Genomic DNA, 24,112 nt, shown 5'->3' with positions numbered 1-24,112 from the left:
GTGCTGGAATTGAATGTCGTCGGAAAATCAGTAACACGTAAGGATGCCTTGGATAAGGTATTGGGGAAAACCCAATATAGCGGAGACATCAAGTTGCCAGGCATGCTTCACGTAAAGGTTTTACGGAGCCAGGTTGCTCATGCTGTTCTAAGAAATATTGACTGTCGAGCAGCAGAATCTCTACCAGGCGTTCATGCAGTTTTAACGGCAAAAGATATTCCAGGGAGTAACACTCATGGCATTATCATCAGGGATGAACCCGTGTTGGCGATAGATAAAATCCGTAAGATTGGGGATCCTCTAGCAGTTGTCGCTGCTGAAACTGAAAAAATTGCCCTCCAGGCACTGTCTCTTATTCAAGTCGAATTCGAGGAGTTGCCGACGGTGTTTGACCCAGAAGAAGCTATGAAAACAGAGGCACCCAAGGTCTATAAAGAAGGCAATATTCAATATGTCAGAAAGATCCGCAAAGGGGATATTGAGTCGGCATTTGCCCAAGCGGATATTGTTATTGAAAATATCTATCGTACGCAAATGCAGGAACACGCTTATATAGAACCGGAGGCGGGAGTCGCTTATTTGGACGGTGATGTTGTGGTTTTGCGTGTCTCTACTCAGAATCCTCACTTTGACCGTACAGAGGTTGCGCGGAATCTTGCTTTACCCCTTAATAAGGTGAGAATTGTTCAAGCCCCGACTGGCGGCGGCTTCGGCGGTAAGTTGGACATTTCAGTGCAAATCCATATTGCCCTTCTGGCAATTCGTACGAAGAGACCAGTGCGTCTAGTGTATACCCGAGAGGAATCTTTTGTTACTTCTACAAAGCGTCATCCCTATATTATTTATTATAAAACGGCAGCGGATAAGAATGGTAAATTGATGGCTATCGATGTAACTGTTATTGGAGATACGGGGGCCTATGCATCATATGGCCCGGGTACATTGACCCGGTCGGCTGTTCACGCAACAGGTCCGTATGAAGTGCCAAACGTTAAGGCCGATGCTTACACCGTCTATACAAATAACCCGACAGCTGGAGCCTGTCGCGGTTTTGGGGTACCCCAACTAGCGTTTGCCCACGAACAGCAAATGGATATGATTGCCCAAAAAGCAGGAATCAGTCCAATCCAAGTTCGCTTGTTGAACGCTTTACGGCCAAATAGTATAACAGCTACTCGCCAAGTTTTAGAAACTGGTGTGGGCTTTATAGAGACGATTAAAGCGGCCCAGGCTAAGGCGCAGGAAATTATGGGCCAAGTCTGATAGGAAAGGAGGCGCTAAGGGGATGAAAAAAAGAGGTATTGGTATAGGGTGTATGTGGTACGGAATTGGAAATACCGGTTTGCCGAATCCAGCAGGTGCCTTTGTTGATTTGTTGGATGACGGTACCGTTAACCTAATGGTAGGGGCCGCTGATATCGGACAAGGCTCTAACACAATCTTAGCTCAAATTGTTGCAGAAGAACTCGGCGTGCGGTATGAGGATGTTTTGGTAACGTCGGCAGATACAGGGGTTACTCCGGATGGGGGAGCCACATCTGCCAGTCGTCAAACTTATATATCCGGCAAGGCGGCACACTTGGCAGCTCAAGAAGCGAAGCAGGTGTTGCTAGAAGAAGTGGCTGCATTATTTGGGGTAGAGAAAGAACAGCTCATCATTCAGGATCGCAATGTGTTTGTTAAGGACTACGAGGAAAATGGCAAGAGTATTTTGGAAATGGTCCAAAGTTGCCGAAAAAAAGGGAAAATGACCATCGGGCATGGCTGGTTTAATCCGGAAACCACCGGGCTGGATGGAGAAACTGGAGCGGGGAGCCCTTATGGTACCTATGCTTTTGCGACTCAGATTGTTGAAGTTGAGGTGGATACGGAAACTGGCCAAGTTGAAGTACTCCATATTATTGCAGCTCATGATGTAGGTCGAGCCATCAATCCTCAGAATGTGGAAGGACAGATTGAGGGTGGAAGTGCCATGGGACTAGGACTTGGGCTTTATGAAGAGGTCGTAATGAGTGAAGGAAGAATTGAAACACCTTCATTTACAACTTATTTGATTCCAACCTCTATGGATGTTCCTATCGTGCACTCGTTAATTGTTGAAGAACCAGCAGATAGTGGTCCGTTCGGAGCCAAAGGGGTTGGAGAACCTTCCCTTATTCCGACATCGGCGGCGATTGCCAACGCAATTTTCAATGCTGTGGGCATTCGGATTACTGAATTGCCTATAACACCGGAAAGAATTTTAGCCCAACTGACGGAAAACTAATAGGTAAGATTCTTAGAGGAGGTCAACTTGATGGCAACTATAGCTCTAATCAACATTGGGACACTAGTAACCGGAGATATTCAACAATCGCTGAGCAAAGCGAGTACGATTGTTGTCCAAGATGGCATAATTGTCAAGGTCGGGCAAGCAGAAATCCTTAAAGATTTTAAGATAGAGAAGACAATCGATGTAGTCGGGATGACTGTTACACCGGGGTTGATAGACTCTCATGTTCATCCGGTTATTGGAGATTATACCCCTCGTCAAAAAACCCAAGATTATCTTGATAGTGCCGTACATGGCGGAGTAACAACGTTTATCTCGGCAGGTGAACCCCACTTTCCTGGACGTCCAAAAGATTCAGTTGGAACAAAGGCCTTAGCAATATTAGTTCATAAGTCCTTCAAAAACTTGCGCTCATCGGGTTTAAAAGTTCATGCTGGGGCTGTGATTCTGGAAAAGGGACTGGTGGAAGCTGATTTCGCTGAGATGGCTAAGGAAGGAGTCTGGCTCGTCGGAGAAGTTGGGTTAGGAAGTGTAAAGAAACCGGAAGATGCTATACCGATGGTTAATTGGGCCAAAAAATATGGAATGAAAGTAGCGATGCATACTGGTGGGACTTCAATTCCAGGAAGCTCAACTGTTACAGCGGATGATGTCATTGCCGTTCAGCCGACGGTGGTTTCCCATGTTAACGGAGGACCTACGGCGATTTGTGCGAAGGAAGTTGAAAAGTTGATTAACGATACAGATTTGATGCTTGAGATTGTACAATGTGGCAATCCGAAGATTGCTGCTTTTACCATCAGTAAATTGGCTGATAAAGATGCTCTGGATAGAGTCATCTTCGGAAATGACTCTCCTTCCGGCACGGGCATTATTCCTTTGGGAATCTTAAGGACGATCAGTTTCATTGCCTCTTTTACAAATGTCCCAGCCGAAAAGGTCATTGCGATGGCTACAGGTAATACGGCACGGGTCTTTGGTTTGGAGACGGGTCTTATCGCTGAAGGTAAAGAGGCTGATTTGGTAATAATGGATGCGCCCATGGGCTCCATAGGGAATAATGCTTTAGAAGCATTGAAAGCGGGTGATTTGCCAGCAGTTGCACTTGTTATGGTTGATGGAGTCATCAAAGTTACAAAGAGTCGTAATACTCCCCCTTCTGAACGTAATTATTCTGTTAAGTAATTTATAGTTAATGGATGACAGGGAGGACTAGACTAAATGGCAGTTGTGATTGACATTGAGTTATGTAAGGGATGTGGCATATGTAGCAAGGAATGTCCAAACAAAGCTATCCTTATTAAGGATAACAAGGCTTTTATTCAAGAAAGTTGTACGGCCTGTGGAATCTGCACTAGAGTATGTCCCTTTAAGGCTGTTGTCAAGACTAGCGAAAGTATAGATGGGGCAGTCAAATGTACATCGTGCCCTGTACAATGCGAGATTTTAGAAGGGTATACGGGGGCTTGTCAGCGCTATAAGAATGATAGTGGTCAGCTTATCCGTAACCGGAAATTAGTGACTGGAGTTACTCCGGGAGGTCCACTAATTACTGGAGTTGGGGCTGGAACTACCTATCCATGCTGTCGACCAGCACCGTATATTGCACAGGACACCATTGATGGGGTTGAGATGGTTACTGTCGTAACCGAAGCACCTTTAAGTTACAGTGGGATTAAGGTTAAGATTGATACTAATTTATTTGTCGGTGAAGAAGGAACGAAGGTTAAGCGGAATGGCAAAGTTGTAGGTATGGTTGATATCGAAGAGTATGGTTCCAAAATGCTTTCCATTGGCGGAGCGAACTTACTTACAGGTAAAAATGGATTTATTGTTGCTCGAACCATTGTCGAAATTGCCAATGGAGAACGTGTGACCTTAAATGTTGAGAATAACACACTGGAACTTCAAATCGGTTTTCCCCCAATTATTAACGGGATAGAAGATACGAAGATGCGTGTTGGTTGCGGAAGTGCAACGGTTGGAATGTTTGCTGCAAAGCTCAAAGAGGTTGTCGATGAAGCGATCATTCTTGATCACCATGTTGTTGGCTTGCTCTCAGAACACATGGCTGGGGAATCAGTCGGTATGAGTTGGAGCGGAGTAATCCCTAATGCCAGACGAAGTACTCGGGGACGTTACTTTGGAGAGCATGGACAGGGTTGGGGTGGTACTAATATAGAATATCCAAAGGATGCGATTCAGTCGGTCGATATGTCCCGGGCTAAGCCAGGTATGAAAGTCCTTGTAACCGAGACCACGGGCAATATGTCAGCCCTATTCGAAGTCCAAGCAGATGGTTCCGTGAATGAAATACCCATGACCAATGAGGTTAGGCAAGCCGTCGATGTTATACGAGATACGTGTGAAAATGCACGAGTTTCCGCTCTCTATTTTGGAGGAACAGGCGGCAGTGCACGTGCCGGTGTTTCGGTGAATCCACTTAAAGTAACCCAGGCTGTCCATAGTGGAGAGGCAATATTAACCATTGGTGGAGCTGAGGTATATGTACTTCCCGGCGGGGGAATTAACTTTATGGTCGATGTTGAAAAAGTAGTTTCCAAAGCCTTTACTTGGGTTCCCACCCCTGCAACGGTTGCTCCGGTAGAATATACGATGCCCTTGCAAAAGTATAAAGAAATTGGTGGTCATATCCAAGCGATTAGGACGTTAAATCAGATAGTCTCTCAAATAGAGTAACCGGGAGAAGGTATAGTAATGATCAACGTCTTAGCCGAAGATCAAGTATTCCTGAATTATGGCCCGGTTCAAATGACGTTATTGGCCAGGGCTCGGGGCCAGGCAATGACGGAGCAACTACAGGAAGCGGCCAAGTATGTAATGGGGATTCTGGCGGATTTAGCGAAGGTTCAAAAACAAGCAAGACATGCTTTGACGTTAGATGAAACGGATCTTAGTGCCTACCCATTGCCGTTGCGATTGATGGTCGAGGCTGTGTTAGAAATCGGAGATCTGACCTTAACACCCATGGCAGCAGTAGCGGGAACGTTTGCAGATTTAGCGGGTGACTGGTTAGTGGAAAAAGGTGCCTCAAAGGTCATGATCAATAACGGCGGGGATATTGCGATAAGATTGCTGGGAAAAGAAAAGACGAAACTGGGACTGACGCCAAGTATTGAAGCTTTAAGGTATAGCCATATTCTTAATCTTACCGCCGGAGATGGAATTGGGGGAGTCGCAACCAGTGGTTTAGGAGGGCGTAGCTTTACAAAGGGTATAGCCAGTGCAGTGACGGTTGTTGCGAAGACTGCTCGAGCCGCTGATGCCTGTGCAACGCTTATAGCAAATCATTGTTTTACTGAAGATCCAGGCATTTTGAGACTGCATGCTGAACAACTGGACCCGAATACAGACATACCCGGACAGTTGGTTACAGTCAAGGTTGGGGACCTAAGTCCTCAAACTAAGATAAAAGCTTTGGAGAATGGCTTGAGTAAAGCCATAGAACTTAGGTCTCAAGGTTGTATTCACGGTGCAGTGATCTTTCTTGATGACTTGGTGGTTATGATACCGGATAACTTTTGTCAAACGGCAAGATATGATGGAGGAGATTTAGATGGAAATTCGTAAAATTGTAACAGTCGTTGAAGAAACTCATAAAGATGGCGAAAAGACGATAGATATTCCTACTCGTAAGGCGGTGGCTATGGCCGTTATTAATAATCCATTTGCAGGACAGTACGTGGAAGATTTAACAGATTTGATGAAGATTGGCGAACAATTGGGTTCAATGCTCGCTGAACGGGCAGTAAAAGCACTTGGAATTGCAAGAGAAAGCGTCGAGAGCTACGGCAAGGGAGTTATTATTGGTGAAAAAGGTGAACTTGAACACGCCGCAGCTATTTTACATCCTCTGTTAGGCAAACCTTTTAGGGAACAGGTTGGGGGTGGTAAAGCAATTATCCCTTCTGCTAAAAAACTTGGCGGAATAGGAACGGGTTTAGATGTACCCTTACATTACAAAAATGCTGCGTTTGTGCGTACACACTACGATGCTATGGAAGTGAGAATTGCGGATGCACCTAAAGCGGATGAATTGGTTATAGCACTGGTTGTTACGGATTCAGGGCGTCCACATCCGCGAATTGGCGGTTTACAAAAAAGTGAAGTTAAAAGTGAAGACGGCCTCAGATAACTAAATGGCTGAGATATACTAGTGAATTAACACTAAGAGGAGGTGGTAGCGGTATGTATTCTAGATACACAGCGTGTGTTAGCCCCGGTATCCGGAGCCCAAGCTGAACATGATAGTTAAAGTGGGTGATCCCTTGCCTAGAGTTGGAATATCCGAAGAAGCCATTCTTTCTGGTACTAGTCAGAAAGTATAACTTTCAGTTGTATACTTTCTGGAAGGTCCCTTCTCGCCATCACGGCACCTTGCCGTCCATGGCGGTGCTCTAATCTCGAACATCCTTGTTCGAGTCGTGGCTACAGGGACACTCGGCCATCCATGGCCAGCGCATAAGTGCAACTAAGGCGACCGCCGGTGCCTAAAGGCTGACAGAATTCTAATTCGTGCGAAGACAGTGTCTTCGGGCGCTAGCCAAGTTTTCTATATAAACTTATTGTAAGGAGTGTACCTAAAGAGGGAGTAGGATAATAAAATTGAGGAGGCAGGAAATTATGACTGAAAATCCTGGAAATCCTGTAAAAGAAGTAGAAAAGGTTAGCTTTTTAAAACGCAAAAATATAATATTTTCTGTAAAAAGATATGGTATTGATGCCTTAGGTGCTATGGCCTTGGGTTTGTTCGCTAGTCTTATTGTAGGGCTTATTCTTAAAGTAATTGGAGAGCAAACTGGATTACAATTTTTGATTGCTTTTGGTAAACAGGCCATGGGAATGATGGGGCCGGCCATCGGTGTAGCTGTCGCCTTTGGCTTAGGAGCGCCTCCGCTAGTATTGTTTGCATCTACTATCACCGGTATGGCAGGTGCTGCAGTCGGAGGGCCCGTCGGTGCATTTGTGGCAGCCGTCGTGGGGGCAGAATTCGGGAAACTAGTTTCCAAAGAGACAAAAGTAGATATTATTGTAACTCCTGCTGTTACCATCTTGCTTGGTGTCGCTGCTGGGACCATCGTTGGACCACCCTTAGCAGAATTTATGAAGTGGCTGGGATCAGTCATAATGTTGGCGACAGAACTTGCACCTATTCCGATGGGTGCTTTGGTGGCTGTGCTGATGGGCGTAATATTAACGTTGCCAATTAGTAGTGCTGCTTTGGCTATAATGCTGGTATTAAGTGGTCCCGCTGCGGGGGCTGCGACCGTTGGTTGTGCTACCCAGATGGTTGGGTTTGCAGTAGCGAGTTATCGTGAGAATAAATGGGGTGGTTTAGTTTCCCAAGGGTTAGGAACGTCCATGCTCCAAATACCTAACATTGTTAAAAATCCATTGATATGGTTGCCTGCCATAATAGCCAGTGCCATCTTAGGTCCCTTAGCGACAACTATTTTGCCGATGGCCAATATCCCTGCCGGTGCTGGCATGGGTACCTCAGGGTTAGTTGGGCAGTTTGGAACAATCAGTGCTATGGGCATGAGTACTGGTGTCTTAATCAAAATTGGATTATTACATTTCATTTTACCCGCTAGTCTGACTCTGGCTATCGCGGAGTTTATGCGCAAAAAAGGTTGGATTAAGTTAGGAGACATGAAATTAGATATTTAGTATTGGAGTTTTAGGGGTCCTTTTGCTCAGTCTGGAACAACCGAGCCTTGGCAGGACAATCTAAGGTTAGCCAGGCGACAGTAGCCAGAAAATCTCTAATTCATGTATGAATTATCTGAAAGTACGTAGCTATATCAGTTAGTACAGAAGTTTTAGCCAAAGAGTTAATTCAAAAATGAATTAAAAAGTGGATTTTATAAAGCAGCTGTGTATACTTCTCTTGTTTCCTATGTTCGTACAAACCTTGCTATACCAACGGTTAATCCAAAATAAAAGGGACAAAATTGTATTACTAGTTGTTGGCATTGCTTTTGCATTAAATATTTTTGGTGTATTCTGAATTATCAAAATCTAAAAGGGGGGAGAAGTTTACGCACTGGATCAACTGTTTTTATAAATTATAAATTATAAATTATAAAGGGAGTGAACAATATGTCAGAAGAAAAGGACCTAAAAAGTAACGGTTTAAATACTAAAGACGGGGAATATGAATATGCATTTGACTCTGTTCCAGATGAAAAGAGAAAAAACTTATTTATGTTAACAATTATTTTGGCTGGTTATCCTATTGCATTATCAAATTTTGTAATTGGTGGTAGCGTTGGTGCAGGATTAACATTTATTGATGCGATTATAGCCTTATTAATAGGTAATGGGGTGTTAATATCTATAGTAATTGCAACAGGCATGTTAGCGTATAAAACGGGTCTTTCTACATCATTTCTAGCCAGAAGAGCTTTTGGTTCAATTGGATCAAGTATATTTTCTGTATTGCTTGCCATTTCAGCTGTTACATGGGTAGCCCTAAATGGCGACATTTTCTCACGACTAATACTATCTACATTTTCTTGGTGGCCATTCACAGTGCCAGTTACAGCAATAATTGTAATTTTGTTATGGATGCAATCAGCTATTAGAGGAATTAAGGGTCTGCAAATTGTAAGCATGGTTGGTGTTCCTGCTGCCTTAATTTTTTCCTTATATGGTATTTTTGCAGTATATAATAATACTGGTGGTTTTAAAGGATTAATGGAATATGTTCCGCTACATCCAATAACATTTACTGCTGCTACTGCTGCAATAGTAGGTGGGTGGGTCTTTGGAGCTACGATTACTCCTGATGTTTGTCGTTTTGCAAAATCTAAGTTACATGTAGGTATTGCAGGATTTGTTGCATTTATAGTTGGATGTTTTGGAATGCAATTGGCAGGTGCTATAGTGGCTATTTCAACGGGCTCTGGAGATTTTGTAAAGGCAATGTCAGCATTAGGATTAGCATTAATAGCCTTTATTGCTTCAATATTTTGTCTGTGGACTACACAAGATAACAATATTTATGGTGCTAGCTTAGCGCTGCAGAATGTAATTAAGCAAACAAAATATTATGGTAAAGTAAAGCACAAACATATTGCTATAGTCATTGCTGGTCTAGCAGCTGTTTTAGCAGCAGGAGGTATTTATAGCAAAATATTGCCTATAATACAGTTTTTGGCTGTTTTAATCCCGCCAGTACCCGGTATTATAATGGCTGAAGAATATGTCGTAAAAAAATCAAAAGCTAATATGAATGTGAGTTATATAGCATTAATTTCATGGCTACTCGGTGGAGCGGCAGGTTATACTTCGCTAAAATTAAATTTCTTTGTACCACCGATTATGGGGATAGTTGTTGCTGGGCTTATGTATGTAATACTTAGCTCTATTTTTTCTCAAATAGATTTAAAAAGTTCTACAATCAAGCAGTAAATAGTTTGGAGGTAATCTTAAATGGAAATAAGAAAAATTGTAACTATTGTAGAAGAAACGTAACTATTCAGGTCGCCTAGAGATCAGTAATTTAAAACTGGACTCTGGGCGGCTTTTCTCATTTAAAATAGAATTATGATGGAAGTAATGATTCAAGGGCGACTACTCAATGAAAAACATATCGAATGGATCCGAGAACTGATGGATAGTAACCCAGATTGGCATCGGACCCGATTGTCCCAGGAAATTTGTGCCGTCTGGAACTGGGTAGCTATCAATGGCCAATTCAAAGATATGGCTTGTCGCACGATGCTGCTCAAGCTAGAACGCCGTGGTTACCTGCAACTTCCAGCACGCAGAACTGCCGGACGAAACAACGCATTTATTGGTCACATACCCATCGAACATTCCACCACTAGTATTGAATGTGTACTGCAGGATCTAACTCCACTTTCCATTGAGGTCGTTCAGAGTACGGAAACGTTGAGGTTGTTCAATCATTTACTGGCAAAATACCATTACCTTGGATTCGGTAGTACGATTGGTGAAAACATGAAATATATTGTCTACGATTGCGACCGTCGTCCTCTGGCCTGTTTACTCTTTGGTTCAGCCGCTTGGAAGGTGGCTGGTCGTGATCAAGAGATTGGTTGGAACACCAAAACGCGTCATGATCGCCTGCGCCTCATCACTAACAACACACGTTATCCAAACAAGAATAAAATCCAAACCTTTCAGAACAAAGCCGTGTAATCAAGCCGCTTTCCCCTAAAAAGGTTTGGATTTTTTCTATGGTATGATCTTGCTATCAATTTTGATAGGAGGTCATCCATATGAATGTGGAGAATCTAAGAAACAACCATCCCAAGCTCATCTCGTACATGGAAACTGCTGGCTATTCGAATGACTACATTAGCAGGTTACGGAGGGAAATCCAGTGGATTCTGGCGGAAGCTGACACCAGGGGCTGGGACTGTTACAACGACGTGTACCGATCCTTTACATTTTACTATTCAGCGAGAGCGATTGCTTCAATCTCAACAATGGCGTCTTTGGGTAAGCGCGCAACTTGTACAGCCGAACGAGCGGGTGGATTATTCGGGAAATAAGTGGCATAAACGGTATTCATCGCTACGAAGTCATTCATATCTTTTAGAAAAACTACGGTTTTTATGACTTTGTCCATGGAAGAGCCTGAAGCTTCTAGAATTGCTTTGACATTATCTAAGGATTGTTTGGTTGCTCCTTCAATATCAGCGACCAATTCACCACTTTGTATGTTGATAGGGAGCTGTCCGGATGTAAAAATTAAATTTCCAACTTTAACCCCCTGAGAATAGGGGCCAATGGCCGCAGGTGCATTTTGGGTACTGAGAGTTTGTTTATTCATGTTGGTCTACCTCCTTGAAGTTGTCATGCATTTGGCGCTATGTGTTCCCAGGCCATAACACAACTAAATTTAAGTATACCTGATTTTTAGGAATACACCAAGCAAGATATTGGGATTTAGATAACAATAAGATTGCGTTAGGTTAGTTTGCTCTAATTAAGAGGGTTTTATCAATTAATTGGGAGTTAAACTTTGCTTATGATATAATTCATTGACTGAAATTATTGAGTCTACTGTCGATATTTCCATAAACGGTTTATTTAGGAGGTAGCTCATGGAATTTCTGGAGCATGTGATTCAGATTGATTTCGAAGACCGCTTGGGTTTGGGAATGGAGATCTTTGAGGTTTGCGAAAAAACTGGGGTTGACAAGATTGGGATGGAGGTCATTCCAGATCAGGGCATGTTTATTAAATTCCGTAGTACTTTTGATGAACAGGTTCAAAGATTAATAAGAGATTTGGAAGCGGTTAAAGGGGTTCTTTTTGTAAAATTTCGTGATCAGATGCCATACGAAGAGAGAGAACATGAGTTAAGGACCATTTTAAACTCTGTCAGCGAAGGGATTGTGGCCGTTAATAAAGAGGGAGAGATCATTCAAATTAATGAAGTGGCCTGTAAAATATTTCACTGTTCAGCTGAAGAGGTAATCGGGTCAAACGCTGAGGGGCTGTTTCAGGAGAATGCTCCCATTCTAGAAACTCTTAAAACAGGACTGCCCTATCGGCTCGAGGAACGAGAATTTAAAAAGGGAAATCAGGCCATTCATTTTTTGACGACGGGGGTTCCGGTGCTCAATGCGAAAGGTCAGGTCATTGGAGCGGTTGCCACCATGAAAGATTTTCGTCAAGTAGAAGAGATTATTTCAAAAGTAGACCGACAAAAACACTTAATGTCCTTCGAGGGGATTATTTATCAGAGTGCAAAGATGCGCCATGTTATTGAAACCGCTAAAATGGTTGCTAAAGGTAACTCAACGATCTTATTGCGCGGGGAAAGTGGAACAGGAAAAGAGTTGTTTGCTCGAGCGATTCATATGGAAAGTTTGCGTAATCAAGCTCCCTTTATTGCTATTAATTGTGCAGCCTTACCGGATAGCTTGCTGGAAAGCGAACTCTTTGGCTATGAAGAAGGTTCGTTCACAGGGGCCGCGAAAGGGGGAAGGAAGGGGCTTTTTGAACAAGCAGAACATGGAACCATCTTTTTAGATGAAATTGGGGAAATTGCAGCGCAGGTTCAGGTAAGGTTGCTGCGGGTTTTGCAAGAGGGCACGATTCGCCGGGTTGGAGGAACCAAGGAAGTTTCGGTAGATGTTCGCATTGTTGCTGCGACACATCGTAATCTGGAAGAAATGATCCAAAGGGGAGAATTTCGGGAAGACCTATATTATCGCTTAAATGTTATCCCCTTGCGGATTCCTCCCCTTCGAGAACGTCCTGAGGATATTCCTTTGGTCGCTAAATACTTGATACGCAAGATTTCTGAGAAGTTAGAGAAACCTGAGATCCATATAACTAAAGAGAGCATGGACTGGTTGATGGTTCAAACTTGGCCAGGAAATGTTCGACAGCTTGAAAACACACTGGAACGAATTATCAATGTCATGGATTCCGTTGAAATTACGCCTCGTCTTTTCTATGAGTGGGCAGATTTAGCCTCTGCCCAACAACCTTTAAAAACTGAAGAGGAAGATTTTCAAATAAAGATTCCGTTAAATAAAGAATGGCCTACTTTAAAAAAGATTGTGGGAGACGTTGAGAAGCAAGTTCTCATACGGGTTTTGGACACCCATTCGTCTTCTAGAAAAGCTGGAAGGATACTTGGAGTTTCCAATACAACGATCTTAAATAAGATGAAGACTTATGGGATCGACTAATAAAATAATGAATTTGATAGTGACAAGTATTTTTATCACTGATAAGAATACTTGTCACTATTTCTTATCAGCTAATTAATTAGCTTTTAAATGAGCTTAAAAACCCTTTATTTAAAAGTGGCCTGGTAAGGGCATTCTAATACCTAGAAGAGCATTTTGAATAATTTCTATTTCATCTGCCAATGGCACACATTTTGCATTCTATATTATTTGGACTTTAATAGCTCATCTAATACAAATAACTAGATAAAGGGAGGATACTTGTAATGGCTAGAAAAGCTGAACCTTATCGCATTAAAATGGTGGAATCCATGCGCATGATTTCTCGTGAAGAGCGCTTGATAAAACTTCAAGAAGCAGGGTATAATCCCTTTCTTTTAAAAGCTGAAGACGTTTACATAGATCTGCTCACTGATAGCGGTACTGGTGCTATGAGTGATAAACAGTGGTCCGCGTTGATGCTCGGAGATGAGTCCTATGCTGGAAGCAAATCCTTCTTCAAAGTGAAAGATGCAGTAAAAGGAATTTTCGGGTATGACTATGTCATTCCGACTCACCAAGGTCGAGGGGCAGAGCAAGTCCTCTTTCCCCATTTGAAAAAACACGACGGACAATTTGTCCTCGGCAATATGCACTTTGATACAACGATGGCCCATATCGAGATGAACGGTATGGTAGCAGTGAACCTTGTTATTGAAGATGCCTTCGATACGCAAAAAGAGCATCCATTTAAGGGTAACTTCGATCTAGAAAAACTCGAGAATTTTATCGTTGAAAAAGGTCCTGAAAATATTGCCTTCATTATCGTGACTGTAACTTGTAATTCCTCGGGAGGACAACCGCTTTCCATGGAGAATTTCCGTGGGGTTCGGAAAATTGCGGACAAATATTCTTTGAAGATCGACATTGACTCCGCTCGTTTTGCTGAGAATGCTTATTTTATTAAAAAACGTGAAGCAGGGTATGAGAATAAGAGCGTTCAAGAAATTGTTAGAGAAATGTATGATATGGGTGACTACTTCACGATGAGTGCCAAGAAAGATGCCATTGTTAACATGGGCGGGCTGATCGGCATTAAGAATGAAAAAGAATTATATCAAAATGCCTGTACGACCTGCGTGCCTATGGAAGGCTTCGTAACTTATGGCGGGCTCTCCGGTCGTGATATGGAATGCTTAGCGGTTGGACTCTATGAAGGTCTGGACTTCGATTATCTCGAAAGCCGAATTGGACAAGTGGAATACCTCGGAGAAGAACTTCGTAAGCGTGGTATTCCCATCCAATGGCCTGTCGGCGGACATGCTGTTTTCGTGGATGCTGGAAAGTTTCTTCCCCATATTCCTGCAGAACAATTCCCCGCTCAAGCCCTCAGTAACGAACTATACCTTGAGGCGGGCGTCCGTCCGGTTGAAGTAGGTTCTTTATTACTAGGCCGCGACCCTGAGACAGGGATTCAAAAGAAAGCTGGCGTGGATTTCATGCGTTTGACCATTCCGCGTCGTGTCTATACGGATCGTCATATGGATGTAGTTGTGGATGCTCTAGCAGCGATTTGGGAACGTCGAGACCAAATTAAAGGCTTGGAATTCACCTATGAGCCGAAAGTACTCCGTCACTTCCTCTGTAACCTTAAACCTATCGAAGGTTAAGGGTTAAAAACCTGTAAGTACGAACGAGAAGTTTTAGGCACTAGTGCAGTGAAGGTTTACTGTGCTAGTGCACCGTTCCGGACCCGACTGGTTTTCTAACCTGATCGGTTTTTTTATCTGATGGCTAAAGATGACTAATCCAGTAGATAAGTTTCCTGTTGGGGTTTAACTGATGTTAAATAATGGTTTAGGAGGAGTTAAAATAATGTCTGAAATGGGTACTTGGGCCTTAAAAAGAGGTTTAGCTGAAATGCTTAAGGGTGGAGTCATCATGGACGTAACGACTCCTGAACAGTCCAAGATCGCGGAAGAAGCGGGAGCCTGTGCTGTCATGGCCTTGGAAAGGGTGCCTTCGGATATTCGTGCGGATGGTGGGGTTGCCAGAATGGCTGACCCATCTATTATTCAGCGGATTATGGAGTCGGTTACGATCCCAGTAATGGCTAAAGCTCGGATTGGACACATGGTCGAAGCTCAGATTTTAGAGACACTCGGAGCAGATTATATTGATGAAAGTGAAGTTCTCACTCCAGCTGATGAGGAGTTTCATATTTACAAGCATGATTTTAAAGTTCCGTTCGTGTGCGGAGCACGGAATCTAGGAGAAGCACTTCGGCGAATTGGTGAAGGGGCAGCTATGATCCGGACGAAAGGAGAACCTGGGACGGGTAACGTTGTGGAAGCTGTTCGTCATATGAGAAAGGTCATGAGTGAAATTCGCTTTCTCCAAAACCTCCCGAAGGAAGAATTAATGACCGCTGCCAAAAATATGGGTGCACCTTATGAATTAGTGGTTCAAGTCGCGGAACTTGGAAGGCTACCCGTCGTTAACTTTGCAGCCGGAGGAATAGCAACTCCTGCAGATGCGGCTTTGATGATGCAGCTGGGGTGTGACGGAGTCTTTGTGGGATCGGGAATCTTTAAGTCGAAGAATCCAACTGCACGTGCTAAAGCGATTGTCGCTGCAACGACACATTACCGTGACAGTCAGATTTTGGCGGAGATATCCAAGGACTTGGGAGAATCAATGCCAGGGCTTGAAATATCAACTCTTCTTAAATCAGAGCGCATGCAAGACCGCGGTTGGTAAATGAATAAGTTTAACTAAACGGACAGATAATCGTCTGATGTAAGTTGCCTTTAGAGGAAGGTCAATAAGGCCGGTGAAAGATTAACTAAGTTAATTTATCACTGGCCTTATTTTATACTATCGTAAAATTAACTACATAATGGATATGACGAAATCGTTTTTAGATGGAGAAATCGACTACATAAGTTTTTATCTAGACTTTCCCTATGAGGTGGAAAAGCGTTATCGGAAAATGGTTCGGGAAGACAGAGAATATGCAGAACTTATTTTTGATTGTCTATTAGAAGAAGGTACCAATAAGTACGATGAACTATCTGAAGCCCAGTTCAAGAGATTGATCCGTAAACAGTATAAATACATCAAGGATGTTGCAAGTGAAGGATTTTTGTAAGACCGCGAAATTCGCCCCCGATTTTTAATGGTTGGTTGAAAATCGGGGTGAATTTTTAGTACTACGCTATTTGTTCCACCGCTTACATAAAAAGCAGCCGGTTAAGGCTGCAGTAGTTATTATTTCTATTTATATTGTTAATGAATGCCAAGCTGATCCTTTAGAGCGCTTTGTAGAACCTGTGAGAAGTTTACGTTATTCTCCTCCGCGAGCCGTCCAAAAGGGCGGTGCGTTTATTTTTAACTGTTTCGACATGTTTCGCTAGACATTAATGTTATAATAATTTAATAAGAGTTAATAGGCTGTAAGTTTAATGCAATATTATTCCATTAATTATTCTCCGTAAGGACATGTCGCCACTGACACTGAGTATAATGATGACCAAAAGGATTCTTTCAGGGAGGTTGGTTATTATGGTTAAGAAGAAATTTTATTTGTATAAAGCATTATTTGACAATGCCCATGATAACATCCAAGCCAATTTGGACGGAATAATTTGGTCAAATGATTTCTCGTTGTTAGGTTTTGATCGAAAGATATGGCGAGGAGATAAGATCAAAAGTGTTGAAGACTTATTGCGTCTAAAGCCATTTGAGGTAGAACAAAGAAGCTATGAACAGCTTATAATACTCGCTAAACATCTAGGGATTACCGTGTTGTCAATAGGTTTTACAGACGAACTTAGCGCAGATGAGTATGATGAGCTTGTTGAATTGCTGCATACAGATGAACCAGACGATTTAATCGCTTTTATAGAAGAGCAAAGATTTCATAAACTAAATGAAATTGAGGAAATAACTTTCGCTTCAAAAAACGAAAGTGGTAAATTAAATTATATTTCTTTTTCTCGAAATGCTGTATTAACTCTTGACGCGGATGATCGAAACATTAATCTTTTTTTGTCTGCGCCTCCGATAGGTGTTCTATCCGGTAATTATCTGCTTAATGAGAGCAGTTGCTGGGCAAATGAGAAGTGATATAACCGAAACCCAGACTGGTTTCATTATCAATATCGATGAGTATTTAAGTCGTATAATAAGTAGATCTTCATCTGGAGAGTCGGAAAAAGAGTGGCTGATAAACTGGAGCGGTTTAATACCCGCTCTCTTTATTTTATGCAATACCAATCGACTTCTGACAAACGCATATTTCGTTGCTTGAGAAATTCAATTTGCACGATAGTCCTAAGGAATAGCCCATCGGCTGGGTAGTGTCTAACCCTGGCTATGTGCCATTATGAATGCTTATCAGCTTTAAGTAATTAACTTACTGCATAAATTATCCCCTTGGCCAAATAGGTCGAGGAGATTTAATTAACGTCCATTCCCGTATTAGAGCGACAACGCAAGCAAAATCAACACTACAATGAAAGAGATGTTTATTGAAAAAAGCTCTATTAGTTGAGAATTTTGTGTTTATACTCGTCTACCATTAACTTATCAAGGATAAATATGCAAAGAAACATACCCCCAATATCTATTGACGCAAATATCAAAAACCAACCTTTAATATTAATGTAGATAAGGGCTGATTTATAAGCCAAATAAAGGATAGGCTGCATTTTTTGTCCGAGCTTGCCCGCGCGCGGTAGATCTTCCCTCGATTTCTCGGGGAGCTAACCGCGCTTAGATCGTTGTTTATGGTCTTTGCCGCGCAGGAATTCCTCCTCGTGGCCTCGGAGTAATACCCGCGCTGGGTCGCATTATGCTGCCGGGGAGCCCCCCCTGCAACCGCGTGCCTAGCTTGGTGAGCGGCAAAGGCATAGTCAAAAACTTCGACCAGCATTTTCTAATACATAATTATGGCAGCAATTTGGCGGGTGGGATGCTCTGGGGGAAATTGAAGACGTTTTCCGGGTCGTATTTGGCCTTTACCCGGGTCAGACGGTCGAAGTTGCTGCCGTAGTAAGCCTTGGGCCAGTCCTTGATCGAGAGATCCGATGTATTGACATAAACGCCTTTGGTAAAGGGGCGCATCGCCCGGCGGAATTCTTCTACCCAGCGGATGCCCGGGGCCGCCCCATCAGACGTGTTCCAGGTAGCGAAAAATGACATGTTATACAGAGCTTGGCGGTAGAAGTAGGCCGTAGCCTTCCTCGGCACCTTGGTCACCGCCCCACCAAGGCCATGGAAAAAGACGCTTACCGAGGATGTGGGCGGTTCGTTGATGAAGCGCCTGATCGTGGCGATGGCCTCATCCGGCAGCAGTTGATTGACAAAGGGGCCTACGCTCTTGAAGGGCTCGGGAGAATCTGGCTGGGTGGCAGCTATCCGGGCTACGGCTTCAAGCCAGGGTATCTCTTCGATAGTCACCTTTTTCGGTGAACCAGCCCGGAGCAAAGGCTGCAGCAGGCGGCGCAGCTCTTTAGCAGAACCGAGGAAGACCCCTTGCATCAACAGCAACGACTCCAGTCCTGAAGCTATAGTTAGGATGGGGGTGAGTCGCTCGCTGGCGTCGGGGGTTGTAATAAGTCTGCCAGGTTCGCAATACCGGCTCCAGGTCCCGCATATCCCAGCTGATATCAGCGTAGGCAACCGTGTCAATGCGGTGCGTGCGGAAGCGGAAGGAGGTACAGATGCCAAAATTACCACCGCCGCCACCGCGTGAGGCCCAGAATAGATCAGCGTGGTGGTCGGCATTGGCGTGGAGCACGTGGCCGTTGGCGTCGACCATCTCCAACTCAAGCAGGTTATCGATAATCAAACCATACGGCCGGGATAGAATGCTCTGGCCGCCACCCAGGGTAAAACCAGCGATGCCCGTGCTGGGGCAGAGACCATTCGGCACCGCCAACCCCTCGGACCCAAGCGCCTCGGCTAAGGTAAAGTCTCGTTGGCCAGTTTGGACCGTGGCAGTGCCGCGCTTATGGTTCACCTCCACACATTGCATATCACTGACGTCAATCACGATGCCAGCATCGACGACCGACAAGCCCTCGTAGTTGTGGCGGCCGGAGCGAATGCGGATCGGCACGTCCCGGTAACGTGCCCAGCGCACGGCGTTGACTACATCCTGCGTCTCCTGAGCGAAGACGATGACTAACGGGAACCTGTTGAAGAAGGTGTTGAACTCCCGGCGGGCTGCGTTGTATAGGGGATCTTTTGGCACAACGATACGCCCGGTCAGTTCAGGCTCCTTGCCGCAATGCATACAAACCACTCTCCTTATCCCAAATTGTAATAGTCTATAATATGTTGATTTGGGACAGGTGTGATTGTCAACCAAGACCCGAGTAATTGCTGGATCAAGATGCTCACTCGTACCTCGTTGCGCTCTCGAGCCAACCTACTCTGTAAAAGCTCCAGAATTATCAAGCAAAATTTTCAAAGACTGTTCAGATTGTTTTACGTTTGTAATTTTACAATCATGAAAATCAATATCCTGAGCGGTTTCAACTATTTTGGGGTCAAGTCCTTTGAAGGCATCTCTAAAATAGTCTTCATATTCGCTCATAGTTCGTTCAACTAACTTGTGATTAGCCCAATCGCTCATCAATTCATACCATTCTTGAGTAAAAAACTTCATAGTGTTATCCTTTCGATAGTGATTTGCAGTCCTACCGAGGTGGGGCGGTATTTATACAGAAGGGTTTAAGAATAATGCGAACTGACTATAGTCACATAACGTTCCGCGTATTCCCGAAGTCTGGTTATTACATTCATACTCTCTCAGATTTTGGGAATACGTTGTTACCCGAAGTGTCCTGCTTCGTAGGGATGCTTAATAGAATATGTATTCTAGCATTTATTCTACAACCATATGATTATCCCCTTCTAAATTGGTAAAACTAGCCATAAAGTATTGAAACAGCATTTGGCAGGTGATATGATATGGACAAGAAGAAAATAAATAATTCTTGTGAGGAGGAAAAGGATATGTCAACTGCATTAGACAATAAAAAAATCACTCTACAAGAAATGTTGGATAAAATAAGCTCAAAATCAGATGCCTTAACGGGTAAAAAAGGTATGATTGAATTAAATCCCGACAATCCTCTTCATAAAGAGTGGTTTGAAGATGACAAGTATAAGGGGCAATAACGACTAATGCCTGAAAGACGAGATATTTACACGGCTATTATTTATTATCGTGGTCAATCGGGAGCTTCTAAGCTTAGACCTGTGGTAATACTGAATGAACTTGAAAATAATATTGTTACGATCGCTGAAATAACGTCTGTTCCACCTAAAAAGAATCCTGGATTTTATGACAAGTTCAAAGAAGAAATTGTTAATTGGGAAAAATGCGGATTAGCTGAACCATCATGGGTAAAGTGCTTCAAAGAAAATACTCATAATATTAATATTGGCAGATTACATGATAAAATTGGAGTTATGGATTCTCAAGATTTTGAAAATGCCGTAATGAATATGTATTACAATAATTAAGACCTCCAAAACGGTGGTCTTTTCTCATTCCCTCCCTGCCTCCTTCCAAAGCATTCATCTAGCATTCAAATACGAAACTACAAAGACTAGCATGGATCAAGACCGGATAAGAATGCGTGGATGTAAAGAAAACTCATTAATCCATTCTGAATCAGCCACTTCTGCCACAGCATTATAGGCTTTTATTTGAAATACATTAATCTTATCATCAACAGTTTGCTTAAAGGCAATCGTTTCTAAAAAAGTTGTACCTGTCCAGCGATATTCCCCATCCTCGTCTTCAAAATCATACATCAGCACATAATTTACTCTATCAACTCTAACTTTTGGAGACTCCATAAACTCTTGAGATCTTATTGACAAGAACAAGAGAGGCACTGGACTAGGAATCTACAATTCAATCATCGGGATCACGTTACTTCCGGCAAACCGTAAGTCCTACTTTCAGTGTGATATAATAAACACAATCATTCAGAAAGATGGTGAAAAAGTGGAGGACTGTTGTGCTATTCAAATCGAACCAATAAAATTTGACTTAGGGTTTAGTTGCCCGGAGTGCGGCGATAAGGGCAGACCGATGCAAATTATTACTTTGAAATGCCTGTTAGTGCCAAGCGCATTAGCTAAACTGGAACCTTCAGCTTCTTACAAAATGTGTATCAACAAAGCCTGTTCCGTAGTTTATTTTAGCGAAAAACAAGAGGTATTCAAAACGACAGACATGAAAGTCGAAGTCTATACGAAAAGCGATGACGAAGACTGTCCAGTTTGTTACTGTTTCGGATGGACTAAGAAAAGAGTGATACAAGAATTTGAGGAAAAGGGCAAAACTACCGCCTTAGAGGAGATAACCGCACATACAAAGGCTGGTCGTTGTGGCTGCGAGGTAAATAACCCAGAGGGCTCTTGTTGCCTAGGTAATATGAAAAGACTGATAGATTCCCTTACCATAAGAGTCTAAAAATGAAGGTTACCAGACGGCAACCCTTGATCAAACTTTTTTATCTCCATCAATGTAGAGATCAAGCGAATAACCCGGCTGAATGCCGGGCTTTTAAAATTGAGCCTTTTTGTTACTGCATGCAGGAAGGCATACCTCTAGTGCACATTCTTTGCACACATTTAAGGCTTCCATACCTTTCTCAATACTGGCTTTAGAGACTTCAAGCTCGGAAATCTTATCTTCGATTTTCTTTAATTGCTTTTCCAACAAAGAATAACTTGCCCTTATTCTTTGCATCTTGCTTTCCCCGGGTTCAGAACTGTCTATTAACACTTGAATTTCTTCCAGAGGTAAGCCAAGTTCTTTAAAACGTTGAATGAACTGGAATCGATTCAGATCTTGTTCCGTATATAACCTAAACCCTCCTGGGCTGACTTCAGTCGGAGACAATAGTCCCATTTCTTCATAGTAGCGAATTGTGCGTACTGTTACGCCGGCCCTTTTTGCCAATTCCCCAATCTTTAATAAGTGCTTTTTTTCCTGGCTCATGTTAATCATTCCATTTCATACTGCTCTTCAGGATCATATTGTATCCAAGATGTATATGTAGTATAGCATATGGAACTAATGGCTTCCATAACTGCACTTACTTTATCCACTTCGGTTTTAGATTTTTATATGGTTTCTTACCATAAAGGTAATCATCAAGTAGGGGAAATAATCGTCTGGAAATTTGGGATTGGCGCAGGCTAAACCGGACTAGTTTGTGAATTGGAGTATCCGGTTTACTATAGGGGCAGGAATTCATACAAACCGCACAATCTGTTCCGATTTTTGACCAATAAGTATAACACGTTTCCTGATTAATCTGCCAGCGTGCAACACCGTTAATGTTGCTTTTTGGACCATGGGGTATCGATTTAGATGGGCACTCCCGAGAACATTTTTCACAATAAAGGCAAAATTGTTCTAAGCCGAGACTTAAAGGCTTATCCGGCTGTAAAGGCATGTCTGTTGTAACAACCCCTAGCCGCACACGGGGACCAAAGCGCTCCGTCATCAGAATTTCCATACGACCTATTTCCCCAAGCCCGGCATCAGCAGCAACCAGAGGTGCAACGACCAAATAGTTACCGTCCATATGATTTCTGGCTTCAAATCCATATTGTCTGATGAAATAGCTTAGTTGCATTCCTATTGTGGCTGCAATGATATATTGTTGAGAAGACTCTACGACCGTAGGAGCTTTCGGAGCATTTTTTACCATTTCGTAGTCCATTTCAACTGCGAAAGCTATAGCATATTTATGACTAAGCTGTACTTCAGTGCCGTACGATTCTGGTCGTCTGCCGCGGTGGGTATATAAATGATAAGGCTGTAGTTCTGTAATCCCAACGAGTACTGCACCGAAATACTTCGAGATTTCTTTAATCATGCTGCTTATTTCAGACGGATCCACCGTCATTGGGGTTACGGAAGTTTTAGCTCCTTCAACATACCGAGAAATATCGTATAGATATTGAAAATTTCCTTCCGTAACAGCTGCTGCAATAGGATTATAGGTAGGAGTCAGAGGGCTGCAGAGACCGGGGAGCGAGCGGATAAAATCATCAATTGGCTGTTTCTCCGGGGTTCTTCGATAATAATCAGCATAGCGTACTTCTTCCTCCCGGTAAGATGCCCTGGAAAACATAACATCTCTCTCATCAATTCTTTTAATACCCTCTGGCATAACGAAAGGCTTAGCTTTCCCAATCGGCAACAGCAATACTGAAATTACTAGGAGTATGATCAAATCACAAGCCATTAAAATGATATAGCGATGGGGCAGGGAAGTACTGATCAATGGTAAAATTAAGACGCCTAACAGAATAATTCCGGGAGCGACAGCCCTCGGTATCTTATCCTTTTCATGTTCAATAAAAAGTGAATACACTGTTAATATTAGAAGCCCAGTAAAGAATAGGATTAATATCAAGTTAAAGCCCTCTAATAATAGAAGCATATCTCTGTCCCCCTCGATTTCAGAACTAATTTCTTAGTCCCAGTATTCTTAATGGGCTCAAAATGAGGACACGAACCCAATCATTCCCATTCCTGATACTCCGCGCGACTAAAGTCGACGGGTTCTTAGGTACATAGACTTCCGATCTACTCTCGCTCACTGGCATGGTATTTCATCGGCAAGGTACAACATATAAGGACTGGTCTGCTTCCCTAAGACTTTACTATCAAACAGTCCGTTGACTATATTAGCGGTAGTATGACGCCCGCATCATGACGCTTTTTTGGGTTTTAGTTAAATTCCCATGCTGACTAGTTTACGGTTCGTTGAGGTTTTCAGTCGTTCAATCTCTCTATCGTGAAGTGTCTTGAATCTCGAGTAGGTTTCAAGGCACTGTTGGCGATTAATTGTGCTTAAATCAGGGTTTACATGCAGGATCAGAAAACTATTATATAAGTCTCGTTGGATTTTATCTTCGCCAATCATAGCCCAGCGTTCACTTAGTTCCTTTTTCATGTAGTCATCTTCTACATAATTGTATTGTGATGCTTTAACCTCGACGGTTTTTATCCTGTGCAATTCTGTTCCAAGATGCTTTAACTTATTGTCCAAGATGGTTAAAAACATGGCTGGGGCCTTATTCGCTAAGGATTTACCGAATCGTTTCTTGC

The 24,112-nt window shown here is 42.9% G+C and carries 25 protein-coding genes; 17 read left to right on the top strand and 8 right to left on the bottom strand.

Annotated features, from left to right (window positions below; genetic code table 11):
* The 9 genes from JL57_RS36210 to JL57_RS03750 all read left to right on the top strand — a co-directional run bounded on the left by JL57_RS36210 (position 1) and on the right by JL57_RS03750 (position 10,462).
* On the top strand, positions 1-1,263 hold the full coding sequence (locus JL57_RS36210; RefSeq protein ID WP_034140725.1) for a xanthine dehydrogenase family protein molybdopterin-binding subunit: 1,263 nt from the start codon (positions 1-3) through the stop codon (positions 1,261-1,263).
* 22 nt (positions 1,264-1,285) lie between these two features.
* A complete protein-coding gene (locus tag JL57_RS36205; protein ID WP_034140724.1) occupies positions 1,286-2,266 on the top strand; it encodes a xanthine dehydrogenase family protein molybdopterin-binding subunit in 981 nt (326 codons plus the stop codon).
* 30 nt (positions 2,267-2,296) lie between these two features.
* A complete protein-coding gene (locus JL57_RS03780) occupies positions 2,297-3,457 on the top strand; it encodes an amidohydrolase family protein (protein ID WP_034140723.1) in 1,161 nt (386 codons plus the stop codon).
* Positions 3,458-3,493: 36 nt separating this feature from the next.
* The gene (locus JL57_RS03775; protein ID WP_034140722.1) at positions 3,494-4,972 is read left to right on the top strand and encodes a 4Fe-4S binding protein; all 1,479 of its coding nucleotides are present in this window, start codon (positions 3,494-3,496) and stop codon (positions 4,970-4,972) included.
* Positions 4,973-4,990: 18 nt separating this feature from the next.
* Positions 4,991-5,863: a UPF0280 family protein gene (locus tag JL57_RS03770; RefSeq protein WP_034140721.1), complete on the top strand. Its 873-nt coding sequence runs from the start codon at positions 4,991-4,993 to the stop codon at positions 5,861-5,863.
* On the top strand, positions 5,850-6,428 hold the full coding sequence (locus JL57_RS03765) for an amino acid synthesis family protein (protein ID WP_034140720.1): 579 nt from the start codon (positions 5,850-5,852) through the stop codon (positions 6,426-6,428). Before JL57_RS03770 ends, JL57_RS03765 begins: the two co-directional genes overlap by 14 nt.
* Positions 6,429-6,916: 488 nt before the next feature.
* A complete protein-coding gene (locus JL57_RS03760) occupies positions 6,917-7,963 on the top strand; it encodes a PTS transporter subunit IIC (RefSeq protein WP_034140719.1) in 1,047 nt (348 codons plus the stop codon).
* A 432-nt stretch (positions 7,964-8,395) separates the two neighbouring features.
* Entirely contained in the window at positions 8,396-9,709 is a 1,314-nt protein-coding gene (locus JL57_RS03755) for a cytosine permease (RefSeq protein ID WP_045691056.1), read from the top strand.
* Between the two features lie 147 nt (positions 9,710-9,856).
* Positions 9,857-10,462: a Druantia anti-phage system protein DruA gene (locus tag JL57_RS03750; protein ID WP_291299672.1), complete on the top strand. Its 606-nt coding sequence runs from the start codon at positions 9,857-9,859 to the stop codon at positions 10,460-10,462.
* Between the two features lie 256 nt (positions 10,463-10,718).
* Here JL57_RS03750 and JL57_RS03745 read toward each other — a convergent pair whose 3' ends face one another.
* Positions 10,719-11,099, bottom strand: a complete 381-nt coding sequence (locus JL57_RS03745) for a RidA family protein (RefSeq protein WP_034140718.1) — start codon at positions 11,097-11,099, stop codon at positions 10,719-10,721.
* A gap of 274 nt (positions 11,100-11,373) precedes the next feature.
* Here JL57_RS03745 and JL57_RS03740 point away from each other — a divergent pair, with 274 nt between their 5' ends.
* The 5 genes from JL57_RS03740 (at position 11,374) to JL57_RS03720 (ending at position 17,082) form a co-directional block, all read left to right on the top strand.
* Positions 11,374-12,975, top strand: a complete 1,602-nt coding sequence (locus JL57_RS03740) for a sigma 54-interacting transcriptional regulator (protein WP_034140717.1) — start codon at positions 11,374-11,376, stop codon at positions 12,973-12,975.
* A gap of 266 nt (positions 12,976-13,241) precedes the next feature.
* The gene (locus JL57_RS03735; RefSeq protein ID WP_034140716.1) at positions 13,242-14,624 is read left to right on the top strand and encodes a tryptophanase; all 1,383 of its coding nucleotides are present in this window, start codon (positions 13,242-13,244) and stop codon (positions 14,622-14,624) included.
* Between the two features lie 205 nt (positions 14,625-14,829).
* On the top strand, positions 14,830-15,714 hold the full coding sequence (gene pdxS, locus JL57_RS03730) for a pyridoxal 5'-phosphate synthase lyase subunit PdxS (protein ID WP_034140715.1): 885 nt from the start codon (positions 14,830-14,832) through the stop codon (positions 15,712-15,714).
* A 139-nt stretch (positions 15,715-15,853) separates the two neighbouring features.
* Positions 15,854-16,105, top strand: coding sequence for a hypothetical protein (locus JL57_RS03725; protein ID WP_045691122.1), 252 nt, complete (start codon positions 15,854-15,856; stop codon positions 16,103-16,105).
* A gap of 413 nt (positions 16,106-16,518) precedes the next feature.
* Positions 16,519-17,082, top strand: coding sequence for a hypothetical protein (locus tag JL57_RS03720; RefSeq protein WP_034140714.1), 564 nt, complete (start codon positions 16,519-16,521; stop codon positions 17,080-17,082).
* An 822-nt stretch (positions 17,083-17,904) separates the two neighbouring features.
* On the opposite strand, the gene JL57_RS33415 is transcribed toward JL57_RS03720, so the two are convergent.
* The 3 genes from JL57_RS33415 to JL57_RS03710 all read right to left on the bottom strand — a co-directional run bounded on the left by JL57_RS33415 (position 17,905) and on the right by JL57_RS03710 (position 19,630).
* Complete coding sequence (locus JL57_RS33415; protein WP_291299679.1) at positions 17,905-18,498, bottom strand: BBE domain-containing protein; 594 nt, start codon at positions 18,496-18,498, stop codon at positions 17,905-17,907.
* Entirely contained in the window at positions 18,470-19,255 is a 786-nt protein-coding gene (locus tag JL57_RS33410) for an FAD-dependent oxidoreductase (protein ID WP_291299671.1), read from the bottom strand. The genes JL57_RS33415 and JL57_RS33410 overlap by 29 nt, the downstream gene beginning before the upstream one ends.
* 135 nt (positions 19,256-19,390) lie before the next feature.
* Positions 19,391-19,630 (bottom strand): DUF4085 family protein, encoded by a 240-nt coding sequence (locus tag JL57_RS03710; protein ID WP_034140713.1) that lies wholly within the window; start codon positions 19,628-19,630, stop codon positions 19,391-19,393.
* 305 nt (positions 19,631-19,935) lie between these two features.
* Between JL57_RS03710 and JL57_RS33405 the strand changes: the two genes are divergently transcribed.
* Together JL57_RS33405 and JL57_RS03705 are read left to right on the top strand one after the other, a co-directional pair.
* Positions 19,936-20,145, top strand: coding sequence for a hypothetical protein (locus JL57_RS33405; RefSeq protein WP_291299670.1), 210 nt, complete (start codon positions 19,936-19,938; stop codon positions 20,143-20,145).
* A 6-nt stretch (positions 20,146-20,151) separates the two neighbouring features.
* Positions 20,152-20,493 carry a type II toxin-antitoxin system PemK/MazF family toxin gene (locus JL57_RS03705; RefSeq protein ID WP_034140712.1) on the top strand — a complete coding sequence of 114 codons (342 nt, stop codon included), beginning with the start codon at positions 20,152-20,154 and terminating at the stop codon, positions 20,491-20,493.
* Between the two features lie 96 nt (positions 20,494-20,589).
* Here the strand turns inward: JL57_RS03705 and JL57_RS03700 are convergent, their stop codons facing one another.
* The gene (locus JL57_RS03700) at positions 20,590-20,793 is read right to left on the bottom strand and encodes a hypothetical protein (protein ID WP_291299669.1); all 204 of its coding nucleotides are present in this window, start codon (positions 20,791-20,793) and stop codon (positions 20,590-20,592) included.
* Positions 20,794-20,983: 190 nt separating this feature from the next.
* Here JL57_RS03700 and JL57_RS03695 point away from each other — a divergent pair, with 190 nt between their 5' ends.
* Positions 20,984-21,454 (top strand): putative iron-sulfur cluster-binding metallochaperone, encoded by a 471-nt coding sequence (locus tag JL57_RS03695; RefSeq protein ID WP_291299668.1) that lies wholly within the window; start codon positions 20,984-20,986, stop codon positions 21,452-21,454.
* A 93-nt stretch (positions 21,455-21,547) separates the two neighbouring features.
* On the opposite strand, the gene JL57_RS03690 is transcribed toward JL57_RS03695, so the two are convergent.
* From JL57_RS03690 to JL57_RS33400, 3 genes are all read right to left on the bottom strand, one after another.
* Positions 21,548-21,985, bottom strand: a complete 438-nt coding sequence (locus JL57_RS03690; RefSeq protein WP_291299667.1) for a MerR family transcriptional regulator — start codon at positions 21,983-21,985, stop codon at positions 21,548-21,550.
* A 97-nt stretch (positions 21,986-22,082) separates the two neighbouring features.
* A complete protein-coding gene (locus tag JL57_RS03685; RefSeq protein WP_291299666.1) occupies positions 22,083-23,441 on the bottom strand; it encodes a 4Fe-4S dicluster domain-containing protein in 1,359 nt (452 codons plus the stop codon).
* Between the two features lie 294 nt (positions 23,442-23,735).
* On the bottom strand, positions 23,736-24,068 hold the full coding sequence (locus tag JL57_RS33400) for a hypothetical protein (protein ID WP_291299665.1): 333 nt from the start codon (positions 24,066-24,068) through the stop codon (positions 23,736-23,738).
* Between the last annotated feature and the right edge of the window lie 44 nt (positions 24,069-24,112).

This window comes from Desulfosporosinus sp. BICA1-9 (assembly GCF_000802135.1).
Note: the sequence above shows the minus strand (reverse complement) of the source record. Positions and strands in the feature narration are given on the sequence as shown.